The sequence below is a fragment of the Bradyrhizobium acaciae genome, from assembly GCF_020889785.1.
In the GTDB taxonomy this organism is placed as follows: domain Bacteria; phylum Pseudomonadota; class Alphaproteobacteria; order Rhizobiales; family Xanthobacteraceae; genus Bradyrhizobium; species Bradyrhizobium acaciae.
On the sequence record NZ_JACMYK010000024.1, the window covers coordinates 13,820 to 28,098 of the forward strand.

The 14,279-nt window shown below is 63.6% G+C and carries 14 protein-coding genes; 5 read left to right on the forward strand and 9 right to left on the reverse strand.

What is annotated here, in order from left to right; all coding sequences use genetic code 11:
* Window positions 1-121: 121 nt before the first annotated feature.
* The 4 genes from H8A92_RS12860 to H8A92_RS12875 all read right to left on the reverse strand — a co-directional run bounded on the left by H8A92_RS12860 (window position 122) and on the right by H8A92_RS12875 (window position 3,520).
* On the reverse strand, window positions 122-673 hold the full coding sequence (locus H8A92_RS12860; protein ID WP_229196147.1) for a hypothetical protein: 552 nt from the start codon (window positions 671-673) through the stop codon (window positions 122-124).
* Window positions 642-1,856: an acyl-CoA dehydrogenase family protein gene (locus H8A92_RS12865; RefSeq protein WP_229196148.1), complete on the reverse strand. Its 1,215-nt coding sequence runs from the start codon at window positions 1,854-1,856 to the stop codon at window positions 642-644. Before H8A92_RS12865 ends, H8A92_RS12860 begins: the two co-directional genes overlap by 32 nt.
* A gap of 167 nt (window positions 1,857-2,023) precedes the next feature.
* A complete protein-coding gene (locus H8A92_RS12870) occupies window positions 2,024-3,043 on the reverse strand; it encodes a DUF4424 domain-containing protein (protein ID WP_229196149.1) in 1,020 nt (339 codons plus the stop codon).
* Between the two features lie 36 nt (window positions 3,044-3,079).
* Window positions 3,080-3,520 (reverse strand): hypothetical protein, encoded by a 441-nt coding sequence (locus H8A92_RS12875; RefSeq protein WP_229196150.1) that lies wholly within the window; start codon window positions 3,518-3,520, stop codon window positions 3,080-3,082.
* Between the two features lie 416 nt (window positions 3,521-3,936).
* Here H8A92_RS12875 and H8A92_RS12880 point away from each other — a divergent pair, with 416 nt between their 5' ends.
* On the forward strand, window positions 3,937-4,164 hold the full coding sequence (locus tag H8A92_RS12880) for a hypothetical protein (protein WP_229196151.1): 228 nt from the start codon (window positions 3,937-3,939) through the stop codon (window positions 4,162-4,164).
* Between the two features lie 34 nt (window positions 4,165-4,198).
* Here the strand turns inward: H8A92_RS12880 and H8A92_RS12885 are convergent, their stop codons facing one another.
* A complete protein-coding gene (locus tag H8A92_RS12885) occupies window positions 4,199-5,158 on the reverse strand; it encodes an AraC family transcriptional regulator (protein WP_229196152.1) in 960 nt (319 codons plus the stop codon).
* A 403-nt stretch (window positions 5,159-5,561) separates the two neighbouring features.
* Between H8A92_RS12885 and paaG the strand changes: the two genes are divergently transcribed.
* Both paaG and paaZ read left to right on the forward strand, forming a co-directional pair.
* On the forward strand, window positions 5,562-6,359 hold the full coding sequence (paaG, locus tag H8A92_RS12890) for a 2-(1,2-epoxy-1,2-dihydrophenyl)acetyl-CoA isomerase PaaG (protein ID WP_229196153.1): 798 nt from the start codon (window positions 5,562-5,564) through the stop codon (window positions 6,357-6,359).
* Between the two features lie 116 nt (window positions 6,360-6,475).
* Entirely contained in the window at window positions 6,476-8,503 is a 2,028-nt protein-coding gene (paaZ, locus tag H8A92_RS12895) for a phenylacetic acid degradation bifunctional protein PaaZ (RefSeq protein WP_229196154.1), read from the forward strand.
* 84 nt (window positions 8,504-8,587) lie between these two features.
* On the opposite strand, the gene H8A92_RS12900 is transcribed toward paaZ, so the two are convergent.
* From H8A92_RS12900 to H8A92_RS12910, 3 genes are all read right to left on the reverse strand, one after another.
* Window positions 8,588-9,253 carry a TetR/AcrR family transcriptional regulator gene (locus H8A92_RS12900; protein WP_229196155.1) on the reverse strand — a complete coding sequence of 222 codons (666 nt, stop codon included), beginning with the start codon at window positions 9,251-9,253 and terminating at the stop codon, window positions 8,588-8,590.
* Window positions 9,254-9,461: 208 nt separating this feature from the next.
* Window positions 9,462-10,259, reverse strand: a complete 798-nt coding sequence (locus tag H8A92_RS12905; RefSeq protein ID WP_229196156.1) for a MetQ/NlpA family ABC transporter substrate-binding protein — start codon at window positions 10,257-10,259, stop codon at window positions 9,462-9,464.
* 34 nt (window positions 10,260-10,293) lie between these two features.
* A complete protein-coding gene (locus tag H8A92_RS12910) occupies window positions 10,294-11,619 on the reverse strand; it encodes an O-acetylhomoserine aminocarboxypropyltransferase/cysteine synthase family protein (RefSeq protein WP_229196157.1) in 1,326 nt (441 codons plus the stop codon).
* Between the two features lie 93 nt (window positions 11,620-11,712).
* Here H8A92_RS12910 and H8A92_RS12915 point away from each other — a divergent pair, with 93 nt between their 5' ends.
* On the forward strand, window positions 11,713-11,994 hold the full coding sequence (locus tag H8A92_RS12915) for a hypothetical protein (protein WP_229196158.1): 282 nt from the start codon (window positions 11,713-11,715) through the stop codon (window positions 11,992-11,994).
* 38 nt (window positions 11,995-12,032) lie between these two features.
* The gene (locus H8A92_RS12920) at window positions 12,033-13,433 is read left to right on the forward strand and encodes an LLM class flavin-dependent oxidoreductase (RefSeq protein ID WP_229196159.1); all 1,401 of its coding nucleotides are present in this window, start codon (window positions 12,033-12,035) and stop codon (window positions 13,431-13,433) included.
* A 40-nt stretch (window positions 13,434-13,473) separates the two neighbouring features.
* Here the strand turns inward: H8A92_RS12920 and H8A92_RS12925 are convergent, their stop codons facing one another.
* Window positions 13,474-14,250 carry a MetQ/NlpA family ABC transporter substrate-binding protein gene (locus H8A92_RS12925; RefSeq protein WP_229196160.1) on the reverse strand — a complete coding sequence of 259 codons (777 nt, stop codon included), beginning with the start codon at window positions 14,248-14,250 and terminating at the stop codon, window positions 13,474-13,476.
* Window positions 14,251-14,279: the final 29 nt, after the last annotated feature.

The window sequence follows — 14,279 nt, forward strand, 5'->3', positions numbered from 1 at the left end:
GACATATGCGACATCGTGCAACAATGTGAAACACGTTGCCGTGCATTGGTTTGTGGAATCGTCGACGGGTACGATCGGAGACGATCCTGTGTGCGCGACAGCACATGGCTGATGTATTCGATCACGGCCGCACCAGCGGCTCGGGCTGTGCGGGCTTGGCGTCCGCTCCGACCGGTGCGGCCGCCTCGACAGCGCCTTTCAACTCGATCTCGTAGTAACCACCGACCTTGATCGCGCCCCATTGCGTCGAGACCGCGAGATTTATTCTTTGTCGCGCCGGCAAATCGGCGTCGGTGTGCCGGTGGGCGACGCCGCCCTGAGACAGGACTTCGATATGGGACAGCCGAGCGCCGTCCGCGTTCCAGAAATCGAAGTTGAGATGCTGCGGCAATGGACGGCCGAATACGCCCATCTCCTTGAAAGCGAGCTCGACATCGACATGGCCCGGCCCCGCCATGAACGTGTAGTAGTGTCCGCGGACGTCATTGGTGATGTTGGCACGATTGACGCCAAGGCCAAGCACCGTCGGAAGACGAGGATCGGTGGACTGCGCCGGTGCCCGGCCGGCCAATGCGCCCGTCCAGAGAAGCAGGCAGAGCGCCGGCTTCACGACCAGCACGAGGATGCAGGCGATCGGCCGCTCACTGAGCAGGAGATACGGAACGCGCTTCATTGCGATCATCCGAAAACAGCAAAGGCGTCGACCGCATGTCCGCGCCGAGATACGCCTCACCGGCCATTTGATAGTTGGCCGATGCCAAAGCGAGGTGCTGGACGGCAGCATGGACGTCGCGCATGCAGCGTTCGAGCCCACAACTCACGTCGAGCGAGGCCGAGCCGCCGGCACCGAACATCAGCTCGGTCGCCTGCTTGGCGGCGTTCGCCGCATGGGTCGATGCCAGCCACAGCGTGGCGCGCTCGGCAACGCTGAGCACCTTGCCGGCACTGACGGCCTGCCACGCCTCTCCCAGCGTGCCGTAAAGGAAAGCCCGTCCCGAGCCAAGCAAGGCCTCGGCACGCCCGAGATCGGCCTGGACCAGCGTGTCCTCACGGAGCAGCTTGCGCGAGCGCGACGCGACCTTTCGTCCGACAAGCTCCACCAGAATGTCGATCGCATGGCGGGCGATGCCGAGCGGCACGGCGGCGAGCGCCGCCCCGAACAACGCAATCGTCGGAAACGCATAGAGCGGCCCCTGCTCCACCGGCGGCTCGCGAAACGAAAGTGACAGCGCGGATGGCACGAAAGCGTCCGCGATCGCATAGTCATGGCTGCCCGTGCCGCGCAGCCCGACACTGTGCCAGGTGTCGAGGATCTCGCACTGCGCAGTCGGAAACAGCATGAAGCGTAGCACCGGGGTGCCATCGGGATGCAATCGCGGTTGATCCCCGTCGAAGATCCGGCAATTGCCGATCATCCAGCCGGAATGCTGACAACCGCTTCCGAGCGGCCAGCGGCCCGTGACGCGATAACCACCATCGACGACCCCGGCGGTGCCAAACGGCCGCAGGGCGCCCGCGGTTCGAACCAGCGGATCGCTACCGTAGATATCGCGCGCGGCGTCCTTCCCGAGATAGCCGCCGAACACGCCATGGGCGCCACCGATGGCCATACACCAGCCTGTGGCACCGTCGGCACGCGCGATCTCCTCGACCACCCGGACGAGGGTCATCGGGTCGGCCTCCTCGCCGCCGAATGCGCGCGGAATCCAGAGCCGGAACAGCCCTGCTCGTGCCATCGCTTCGATCAGCGGGACAGGCAGCCGCCGCGAGCGCTCGCTCTCCTGCACGGATGCCTGAACCTGCGGCGCGAGGGCCGCGGCAGCATCGACGAACGATGAAGTGGTGGTGTCAGTCATTGGTGGCCTCGCAGTGTCGCCATCTGTAATTCCCTCCCGCAGCGTGATTCCGCGGGGGCCGCCTTTTAGGCGTCTCAACGATGCGAGGCTCGGACAAATGTGACGGGGAATAGGACGTACGCGACATCACGCAGTCATTTTCGCAATCATTGCATTTCCTGCCCGCGCTAATTCGGGTTCGGAACAAAGATGACTATCTTCAGGTCTCGCGACGGCTTGAAGTTGGTATGCCGAACCTCGAAGCGCGTCGGGCCGGTCTTCTTGACGCCATCGGCGCAGAAGCTGACGAAATTGTTGGGCTCGCCCTTGTCGATGGTGAGGTGAAATTCGCCGATCGGCGCCGCCCAGTTGGCGCCGGTCGAGAGCACATAAGCGATTGACCGTTCACTGAACGGCGGATAGGGAGCGCGCCTCGTCGCGCGCGCCCGCTCGATGCTGCGGATCAGGTCATCGTCGATGCAATAGGATGCGAGAAACGCCGGCGCTTCCGGGTTGCTGCGCCAGTTGTCGGCGCCGATGATCGTCTGCACGGAGCCGCCGACGCTCGGACGATAGGTCTGCTCGAAGATGATCTCGCGGCCCGCGGGAAAGGTCTGCGTCCAGGTATAGGCCGAACGCAGCGTCCAGGTCGGCACCAGATGATCCTGCATCGGGCCGCCCGACCCATAGGTCTCGATGGCGCCGACGCCGAGCTTGACGAGCTCCGGCCAGTTCGACTTCGGCAGCTTGTCCAGCAGCACGCCCGTGGGGCCCCTGATCGGCATCAGCGGAATTCCGAGCTTCCGCAGCAGCGCCGTCTGATCCACGTCATTCGCCAGCGCCGTCTGCTCGAGATGCGGCACGGCCGACTTGCCGTCGACGGTGACGTGGAAGTCAAAGATGTTTTCGGGATCGTCGGTCGGGAGTCCTATGTTTTCGTCATCTTGCTTGCCGGCGATGTCGGGCATCGGGAACGCGATCATGATGGTCTTGTCGGCCGCCGAGGTGTTGAAAAAGCGATAGACGATCCGGACCTGCTTCTCGGAGATGAACAGATCCTCGGAGCGCATCACGATGTCGGGGTCCTGCTTGAAACGGAGGCCCCCGGTTTCCAGCGCAGCGGACGTGTCATTCGCCCGCGCGCACCAGGGCATCAGCCCGGCAAGCAGGACTAGAAAAGCCCCTTTGGCGATCGGAGGCATGGTCATTCCTTCTCTCTTGATTGGGGGCCAAACTCGCGGCAGTCAGTCGCATCCGTCCTTGACCGGGAAGAAATCGGAGACGTCGACGTGCGTCGTCTCGATCGGCAGCACGACCCAACTGTCCATCTCGAGATGACCGCAAAGCTTTACGACAGCGATCGATTTCCGGCCCTGCCAGGCCGTCACCGTGAATCCGATCGGGACAGCACTGCGCTCGAAAACATGCAGCTTGGCAATTCCGGCGGCAGCGCCGGCCGCAAGCGAGACCGTGATTTCTCCGGCGCTGGTGCCACCAGGCCGGATCGGCGATTGCCGCGGTGGCCCAAACGAGAGCTCGCTCCCGGCCGAGACCGCGACGGTCTGTTGGAACCCGTTCTCGATCCTGAGCACAGGTTTCGCACCCGCGGCCTCAGTGGCGATCGGCGCTATTCCCGCCAGAAGGCAGAGAATCACTGATGCTGATCGAGCGGACGAAATCGACATGAGCGCAATCCTTCCTGAATGAGTGCGCGCAGAGCCGAGCAGGTTCGCCGGGTCGTGATCTTTCTCCGACGACAATATTGATGCACGCACACGTGCGCCTTCGCTGCGAACGATATTGAATGGCAAGTACTCTTCCTGTCGCAATCAGACGGAAGCTGCCTTTTATGTGCTTCGCGGATATGCGGCACGGACCGACGCGACACCGATTTGGACATATGCGACATCGGTCGACGACGTGAACCGAATTTGTCGCCGCATGTTGCATCGCTGTCCGGCGGCAAGGTTGTATGCCGGCCGGCCGCCCGTTAATGATTGCCCGCCTCGGACGCTCCTGTGTCGAAGGACGGACAAGCGGCATGCGCGGATCATATCGGCGGATATCCCGACCGCTCCCGTTGATTGGCGCGGCTCTGATCGTGACGGCCGCCACGACATCAGCACCCGAAAGCACGATCCGCTGGGATGCGAAGAACGCCTACCTCAAATGCGACGGCGCGATCGACGGCAGCATCACTTGGCCCGCCGAACCGGAGGCCGCGTGCGTCGCCATGTTGATGTGCGCGAATGAGCGAGCTTTGTCGGCAGAGCGTCAGCAGCGGCTGATCCAACAGATCCGGCGGGTGCGCGGATGCGACGAGCCGTAGGCCACACATCGCGCGACCGCGCGACTAGGGCCGCTCAGGAACGCCGCGGCACCGCGCGGATATCCGATGGCGTCGCGCCGTAGTGCCGGCGGAAGGTACGGTTGAAGTAGGAGAGATCACCAAACCCGACTTCGAACGCAATCGTGCCGATGGTGCTGCGGCTGTGGCGCGGATCGGTCAGCAAATGATGCGCGCGCGCCAGCCGCTGGCCGAGCACGAATTCTGAGAATGTCGAGCCTACGCTCTCGAACAGCCGCTGGATATTGCGCGGCGTGAGCTTCAGCCGCGCCGCCACCGCAGGCAGTGTGAGGTCGCCATAGCTCAGATTCTCGCTGATGTCGGCCTTGACCGCGGCAAGCCGCGCGGCCGCCAGCCCGCCATCCTCCGCGGCAACCGCCGCGTCGCGATTGGCGCCGATGATCAGCGCCCCGAGATCGGTCAGATGCTTGACGACCGCGTTCCGCAGCTCGGGAGTCGAAAGCTGATAGCTGTCGTCGAGTTCCCTGATGTAAAGCGCAAGCAGCCGCATCGCCTCGGTGTTCGCCGGCAACGGGCGGATCAGCATGTCTTCGGGATCGTGAACCAGCGAGGCGAGCGCCTTGCGCGGCAACCGGAGGCCGACGAAGCGGCTCGGCGACACCGGGACCACCATGTTGGCGGCTTCCGCGCTCGACTGCAGTACGGCTTGACCCGGGCTGAGCTCGATGTCGCGGCCACGCTGTGACGCGCGCACGTTGCCGCTCGTGATGATCGTCAGCACGAGGTCGTCATTACCGTCGAGCAATTCGCGCGGCCGCGCGATCTTGAGATTGCTGCACGCCCAGGATCCGATCCCGAGCCCCGACAGTTCGCGCACACTCGCTTCGGCATGGAACGCGCCGTCGTCGAGCGGTTCCGGATCGAGCTTCACGATCATCCGCCCGATCTGCTCGCGGAAGATCGGCAAGCGGTCTCGCGCACCGAAGTGCGCGGTCGAGAATCGGAACCCGGTCATGTCGCCTGACTGCACTGTCATCGGACCGCCTTCATGGCGGCGGAAATCGCCGGTGATATAAGGCCGATTTGTGGCAGCACACACCAATCATGGTGGCCATGCAGCGCGGCTGTAAACGTGAACCTTTCTCGGGTTCCGCCGATACCTCGATCTGACAACTGTCAAGCGCCGCGGATAACCATCGCAAATACGCGGTCTGGTGCAGCGAGCGAAATTGCTTCGATCTTGATGTGTGTTTGTCGCGCCCGAATTCGCGATCGGGACTAGAATTGGCTCCGATCGGCCCGAAGACGCCGCCCGCACTGCCGCATGGATAATTATAATTGACTGACCGGACGGTCAATAGTAATCCGATCGCAGGTCATGCGACCTTCGCTCATAGAAGGCGCAACGGGAGGTCATCATGGTCAGCGATCTGGTGTTGACCGATATCCGCGCCGGATATCGCGTCCTGACGCTCAACAGGCCCGACCGCCTGAATTCCTTCAGTGCCGATCTGCACGCCGCATTGATGGTCGCGCTGATTGCGGCGGAGCAGGACAAGTCCTGCCGCGCGCTGATCCTGACCGGAACTGGGCGCGGCTTTTGTGCCGGGCAGGATCTTTCCGACGGCGTCTTCACGCCGGGCGAAACGCCCGATCTCTCGGCCCCGATCGAAAAATACTACAACCCGCTGGTGCGCAAGCTGCGCAGCATTCCGATGCCGGTCGTGTGCGCCGTCAACGGCGTGGCCGCAGGTGCCGGCGCGAACGTCGCCCTGGCTTGCGATATCGTGATCGCCGCGCGGTCGGCCAAATTCATCCAGGCCTTTGCCAAGCTCGGCCTCGTCCCGGATTCGGGCGGCACCTGGTTCCTGCCGCGGCTCGTCGGCGGGGCACGGGCCCGCGCCCTGGGGATGCTCGCCGAGCCCATCTCGGCGGAACGGGCGGAAGCGTGGGGCATGATCTGGAAGGTGGTCGAGGATTCCGACTTGATGACCGAAGCCCACGCCCTCGCCGCCTCGCTCGCAACGCAGCCGACCGACGGTCTTGCGTTGATCAAGCAGGCACTCGATGCCTCCGAGACCAACACGCTCGATACGCAACTCGAGCTCGAGCGTGACCTGCAGGGCCGCGCAGGCCGGTCGGCGGACTACGCCGAAGGCGTCACCGCGTTCCTCGAAAAGCGCTCGCCACGCTTTGTCGGACGAGTTCAGGATTGAACGTTCTGATTGAACGTTCAGCCGGCACGGCAAGACGCAACATAGATCACAGGTCAAAGGATTCAATTTCGATGACACAGCCTCAATCCGGCGGCGCGCAGACCGCGGACACAGTCATGAAACTCGACAGCTTCGTCCGCGGGAAGTGGAGCGGCGTCGGCGAGCCTGCGGCCGAGATTCGCAGTGCGGTGACCGGCGACGTCGTGGCGCTCACGACCAGGAGTGATCTCGCCATGCGTGAGATCCTCGCCTACGGCCGCACCGTTGGCGGCCAGAATCTCCGAAAACTGTCGTTCCACCAGCGCGCGGGCCTGCTGAAGACGCTGGCCGACACTCTGAGCCAGCACAAGGACCGGCTCTACAAACTGTCATTCCATGCGGGAGCAACCCGCACCGATGCGATGATCGACGTCGATGGCGGCATCGGCACGTTGTTTGCCTATGCCAGCAAGGGCCGCCGCGAGCTTCCGAACACCAAATTCCTGCTGGACGGCAATGTCGAGGGGTTATCCAAGGGCGGCGCGTTCGCCGGCCAGCACATCGTCACGCCGTTGCACGGCATCGGCGTGCACATCAACGCGTTCAACTTTCCGTGCTGGGGCATGCTGGAGAAGCTGGCGCCCGCGCTGCTCGCCGGCGTTCCCGTCGTCACCAAGCCTGCGACGGTCACATCCTATGTCGCCTACGAACTGGTGCGGATGATCACCGAATCCGGCGTGCTGCCGGAAGGCGTCCTGCAATTCATCGTCGGCTCGACCGGCGATCTGTTCGACCATCTCACCTGCCAGGACGTGGTGTCCTTTACGGGCTCGGCCGACACCTCGCAAAAGCTGCAACGGCATCCGGTCATCGCGCGCGAGGCTGTCCGGTTTATCGCCGAGCGGGATTCGCTCAACGCGGCGATTCTCGCACCGGACGCCGTGCCGGGAAGCCCTGAGTTCGACCTCTTCATCAAGGAGGTCGCGAAGGAAATGACGGTCAAGGCGGGCCAGAAATGCACCGCGATCCGCCGTGCGCTGGCGCCATCAGCGCAACTCGATGCCGTCATCACGGCGCTGCGCGACCGTCTCGCAAAGGTTACGATCGGCAATCCTGCGAACGACAAGGTCAGGATGGGACCGCTGGTTGGGCTCGCCCAGCGCAGCGACGTGCTTGCCCATGTGGCCCGGCTTCGCGCCGAGGCTGAACTGGTGGCCGGCGATCCCGACAACGTCCCGCTCGTCGATGCCGACGCCAAGCGCGGTGCCTTCGTGCCGCCGCTGCTGCTGCATTGCGCGAAGCCGCTCGCCGCAACCGCGGTGCACGAGATCGAGGCGTTCGGGCCGGTCTGCACCGTGATGGGCTATGACGATCTGGATCAGGCCATCGCGTTGACCAATCGCGGTGGCGGCAGCCTCGTGGCATCGGTCTACACCCACGACATCCCGACCGCGACCGAGCTCACCTTCGGCATCGGCAGTTTTCACGGCCGTGTCGCGATCATCGATCGCGATTGCGCGACCGAGCACACCGGACACGGCTCGCCGATGCCGCAGATGGTTCATGGCGGCCCGGGCCGCGCCGGCGGCGGCGAGGAACTCGGCGGCATCCGCAGCCTCCAGCACTACATGCAGCGCACCGCCTTGCAGGGCTCGCCTCGCATGCTGAGCGGCGTCACCGGCCGCTGGTTCAAAGGCAGCCCGGTGCTCGAGGGCGACCTGCACCCGTTCCGCTATCACTACGACGATCTCGAGATCGGGCGCACGCTGGTCTCGAAGTCGCGGCAGATCACGCTCGACGACATCGAGCATTTCGCGCACTTCACCGGCGACACTTTCTACGCCCATATGGACGAGGAAGCGACCAAGGGGCATCCGTTCTTCCCGGGCCGCGTGGCGCATGGCTATCTGCTGCTGTCGTTCGCGGCCGGCTTGTTCGTCGATCCCGACTACGGACCGGTGCTGGCGAACTACGGCCTCGACTCGCTGCGCTTCGTCAAACCGGTCCAGCCGGGCGAACAGATCCAGGTGCGGCTGACCGCGAAGGAGAAGACGCCGCGCAACAAGCAGTACGGCGAAGTGCGCTGGGACGTCGAGATCACGACCGGCACCGGCGAGACCGCGGCGACCTACGAGCTGCTGACCATGAATGCGATGCGGACGTAGGCATGATCCGGAAACCTGCGAGCGGCTTCTCCAAGAGATGATGCTCGGAGAACGAGCAAAGCGCGATGACGATGTCATCGTGCTCTAGTGGCCCGCTTCAGAGCAACTCGGCCTGCCGGCTCCGCCGGCCGATTTCGCCTTGCTGCGCGGCCGTATGACGGCCGCGCCCTCGGCACCGGCCAACACCAGCTGCGCGACGAAGTCGGCATATTCGGCGCGGGTCATCGGTCCGCCCTCACGGAACCACATGTAATGCCAGTTCAGCATGCCGAAGACGCTCATCGTCAGCGGCTTGAGAACGCGCTTCCGTTTCGCAGCCGGCACCGCCGCGGCGAGCGCATCCGCCATGATCCCGACCAGGATCCGCTCGCTCGCAAGCAACGGCTGCTGCTTGTCCTTCGGCAACAGCTTGAGGCTTGAGATCTGGACCTGATGCTCGGCGTCGGCGTGCCGGTATAGCTCGAGCAGGGTCGCAACGATCGTCCTGAAGCACTCGACCGGATCGCCGGTCGAGGCACTCGCCTTGCGAACCGCCGCCACCAGCTTTTCGAGATGCGACGACAGGAGATCGAACAGGATCGCTTCCTTGTCGGGATAGTAGTGATACAGCAACGCCTTCGAGACCCCGCACGCATCAGCGATGGTGTTCATCGAAGTGCCGACATATCCCGAGGCGGCGAACAACTCGGCCGAGCGATGCAGCATGGAGAGGCGCTTGTCGTCATAGTCCTTGGCGCGCGATCGGGCCATGTCTTTCCGTTTCCACCAGTCGGCCGTGAAAGTTCTGGAACCACCGCCCTGCCGACGGGCCGCGTCCGAACCGCCATTTATTGACCATCCGGTCGAACAATTCCATGGCTGAGTTGGAATGGCGCCTCTGTCGCCAAGTCGCGCCAGGACGAACGAAGGCCCCCAATGCCAAGCGCATTGAGGGCCGGGTCGCCCGCCTCACATGCCTTTAGCTGTTAAAGCCCGCCGGGATGAACGCCGGCAGCTTCTCCTCGATGAAGTGCTTGACCTCCGGCGAGTTGAAGACCTGGATGAAGGCCTTCAGGCGCGGATCATCCTTCTTGTCCGGCCGCGCGGTGAAGCGCAGCACGAGGCCGTCATCGACCGTGCGGTCGATCAGCAACGCCGACTTGGGATCGCCGCCGGCCGGGATCAGATAGGTGATATTGACCAGCGCAAGCGTGACGTCGTCGAGCGACCGGTAGGTCTGCGCCGGATCGAGCTCGACGATCTTCAAGTTCTTGGGATTGTCGATGACGTCGAACCGGCTGACCGCGAAGCCCTTGCCCGGCGCCAGCTTGATCAACCCGGCGCGTTCGAGCAGGATCAATCCACGCGCGCCGTTGAGCGGTTCGTTCGGGATCGCCACGCTGTCGCCGGACTTGATCTCGTCGAGCGACTTGATCTTTTTCGAGAACAGCCCGACCGGCGCGATCACGCCGACCTTGTCGACCTGGATCAGGTTGAAGCCGCGCTGCTTGTTCTGGATCGCGAGATAGGTGCCGTGCTGGAACAGATTGGCGTCGACGTCGCCGCTGTTGACCACCTCGTTCAACGCGACCCAATCCGATAGCTCGACGATCTTGACGTCCTGGCCCTTGTCCTTGGCGAGCTTGGCGGCAAACGCCGCCAGCTGACCGACCGGTCCGGCGCTGGTCGCGATCTTGAGAGGTTCGTCCGCGACGGCGGCCGCTGTCATCGCAAGCAGCACACCGGCTGCCTGTGCCAGGCGCAATAATGTCTTCATGGTCTCGGTTCCAACTCCGTCTTTCGGTGATCGATCAGGCGGCCTTGCGGCCGCTACCGCTTGCCTCGGCCTGGGCCAATGCCTGGGTGAGGTCGGCGAGGATGTCGTCGGGATGCTCGATGCCGACCGAGAGCCGCACATAGCCCGGCGTCACGCCTGCCGCGAGCTGCTCCGCGGAGCTCAGCTGCTGATGGGTGGTCGACGCCGGGTGGATCGCCAGCGACCGCGCATCGCCGATATTGGCGACGTGATAGAACAGTTTCAGCGCATCGATGAAGCGACGGCCGGCTTCGACGCCGCCCTTCAGCTCGAAACCGACCAGCGCGCCATAGCCACCGTTGAGATACAGATCGGCACGGCGCCGGTTCTCACCGCTTTGCAATCCGGGGAAGATCACATGCGAGACGGCGGGATGCCGTGCCAGGAAATTCGCGACCTTGATCGCGTTCTCATTGTGCTGGCGCAGCCGCAGCGGCAGCGTCTCCAGCCCCTGGATGAACTGGAATGCGTTCTGCGGCGCGATCGCGGCACCGAGATCGCGCAGCAGCTTGACACGCGCGCGCAGGATGTAGGCGATCGGGCCGAGCGGCTTGGCGGCCTCGGTCCAGATCGCGCCGTGATAGGCATCGTCCGGCTGCGTCAGCAGCGGGAAACGCTCGGCATGCGCGGCCCAGTCGAAATTGCCGCCGTCGACGATCGCACCGCCGATCGAGGTGCCGTGGCCGCCGATATATTTCGTGGCGGAATAGACGACGATCGCAGCACCATGGTCGAACGGGCGCGCGATGAGCGGCACGGCTGTGTTGTCGAGAATGAGCGGCACGCCGAGCGAACGCCCGATATCTGCAACCTCCCGGATCGGGAACACGTTGAGCTTGGGATTCGGCAAGGTCTCGGCAAAGTAGGCCCGGGTCTTGGTGTCGGTCGCACGGCGGAAATTCTCCGGATCGGCCGGATCGACAAAGCGAACCTCGATGCCGAATTGCTTCAGCGTCTGCGACAGCAACGTCCAGGTGCCGCCGTAAAGATCGGTCGACGAGACGATGTTGTCGCCGGCTTGCGCGATGTTGAAGATCGCATAGGCCGTCGCCGACTGGCCCGACGCCACGGCCAGCGCAGCAACGCCACCCTCGAGTGCGGCCAAGCGCTCCTCGAATGCGTCAGCCGTCGGGTTCTTGATCCTGGTGTAGATCTGCCCGAGCGCTTCCAGAGCGAACAGCCGCGATGCGTGATCGGTGCTCTCGAACTGGTAGGACGTCGTCTGATAGATCGGAACCGCCACGGCACCGGTCGCCGGGTCGAACCGGTACGAACCGCCATGCAAGGCGAGCGTCTCGACATTCTTGCTTTCGATCGGCATTTCCAAATCTCCTGAAATCCGTGGACGAGCATCAAAGGCAACGAATGATGCGCAGCAGCGTCCGCGGCTGTCGAGACATCGAAGAAAATAGCAATGAGCGTGCTGGCGGTGCATCTGATGGCGTCGCTAATTTTCAGCCCATGCACCGATCGCGTAGCATTTGTTTCGCTGCCCCAGCGCGCGCGGTGGATCAGCGGCACGACCAGCTTCCGGCCGATCGATTTCGCAAATCACCGCACGATGCCGGACACAACAGTCATTCCGAACAGTGCGACGACGTCGAACGAACCAATCTCTGCTGCGCCGGAACAGAGTCGGAGCACGAATTTGATCTTGCCTCGCCGAATAGAAAATAACGCCGCGCAGGTGACGTGATAAATCACCTTGCAGTCCTCAACTGTCGGAAGTGCGCGATGACCAGACCGAAAGAACTTCGCTTCAATGCGTTCAACATGATGGCGCCGAGCCACAACTGGGCCGGCCTGTGGTCGCATCCGCGCGACACGTCGCTAAACTACAACACGCTCGACTACTGGGTGGACTACGCCCGGACGGCCGAACGCGGCCTGCTCGACGGCATCTTCCTGGCCGACGTCTTCGGTATCTATGACGTCTACGGCGATAGCCCCGAGACCGCACTGCGTCATGCCGTTCAGCTGCCGAACGCCGAGCCGACCCTGCTGGTCTCCGCCATGGCACACGTGACGAAACATCTCGGCTTCGGCATCACGTCCAACCTCACCTACGAACATCCTTACCAGCTCGCCCGCCGCTTCTCGACGCTCGATCACCTTTCTGGCGGCCGGATCGGCTGGAACATCGTCACCGGCTACCTCGACAGCGGTGCCCGCGGCATGGGTCTTACGGTTAACCGCGCGCATGATGAGCGCTATGAGGCGGCCGAGGAGTTTCTCACTGCGACCTACAAGCTCTGGGAAGGCAGCTGGGAGGACGGCGCGGTCCGCCGCGACCGGGCCGCGCGCATCTTCACGGATCCGGCAAAGATCCATCCGGTGCGGCATCAGGGACGCCACTACCAGGTCGACGGCATCCACCTAGCCGAGCCGTCACCACAGCGCACACCGCTGTTGTATCAGGCAGGAACCTCAAAGCGCGGGCGCACCTTCGCGGCCAGGCATGCGGAAGCGATCTTCCTCAACGGCCAGACCAAGCCGATCCTGGCCCGCGCCGTGCGCGAGATCAGGGAGGCCGCCCGGGACTTCGGACGCGATCCCTACGACATCCGTCTGTTCGCCGGCGCGACCGTGATCGTTGCGCCGACGCGCGCCGAAGCCAACGACCTGCTCGAGGAGTACGCGGCGCATGTCGATCAGGCCGGCCAGCTCGCCCTGCTGTCGGGATGGACCGGCATCGACTTCTCGAACTATCGCCCCGACCACGCGGTGCAGTATGTCGAGAGCAACGCGATCCAGTCGATGGTCGAGAATTTCACGGTGCGCAGCGACCGGCCGGTCAAGGTCGGCGACCTCGCCACCCTGAGCCGGGTTGGCGCGCGCTCGCCGTTCGTGGTCGGCTCGCCCCAGGATGTGGCCGATGAGCTGATTGCCTGGGTCGATGAAACCGATGTGGACGGCTTCAACCTGTTCCGCCTGGTCGCGCCGGAATCGCTGACCTCATTCGTCGACCTGGTCGTTCCGGAACTGCAATCACGCGGCGTCTACAAGACCGCCTATCGCGAAGGCACGCTGCGTGAAAAGCTGTTTCCCGGCCGCGGCCCCCATCTTGAAGCCACACATCCCGGCGCCGACTTCCGCCGCGCCCCGTCAACAGCGCGTGCTGAGGCCGCCGAATAGACTGAATTGCGGACCTCATCGGTGATGGACGATCAGCCCGTCACCAGGTCGCGATATAGGTGCCCTTGAAGCGCTTCTCGAGGAACGCCTTCACCTCGTCGGAACGATAAGCGTCAGCCAGCTGCTTGACCCAGGGCTTGTCCTTGTCCTCTTCACGCACGGCAAGGATGTTGACCCAGGGACCATCGGCCGCCTCACGCGCGATTGCATCGGTGGCGGGATTGAGCCCGGCCTGAACCGCATAGTTGTTGTTGATCGAGACCAGGTCGACGTCCTGCAGTGAGCGCGGCAGCTGCGCGGCATCGAGCTCGACGAAACGCAGCTTCTTCGGATTGTCAGTGATGTCGGCGATCGTCGAAGCGACGTTATTCGGATCCTTCAATTTGATCACGCCGTGCAGCGCCAGGATCATCAGGCCGCGCGCGCCGTTGGACGGATCGTTGGCAATCGCTACCCGTGCGCCATCCGGAAGATCGGCCAGCTTCTTGTACTTCAAGGAGTAGACGCCCTGCGGCGAGGCAATCGTGCTGGCGACCTTGACGATCTTCCAGCCGGTCTTCGACAGCTGGTTCTTCAGGTAGGGCTCGTGCTGGAACGAATTGGCCTCGAGATCCCCGAGCGCGAGCGCCTGGTTCGGGATCACATAGTCGGTGAATTCGACCACCTTGATGTCGAGCCCGCGGCCGGCGGCAACCTTCTTCACGACATCAAGGATTTCGGCATGGGGTCCAGCCGTGACGCCGACGCGGACGGTCTCGGCCCTGGCCGCGCCGGTCAAAAGCACGACGACGGCAAGCGCGGTCATCAGGATACGCATCAATCTTTCCTCGGCAGTTGAATCGGTGA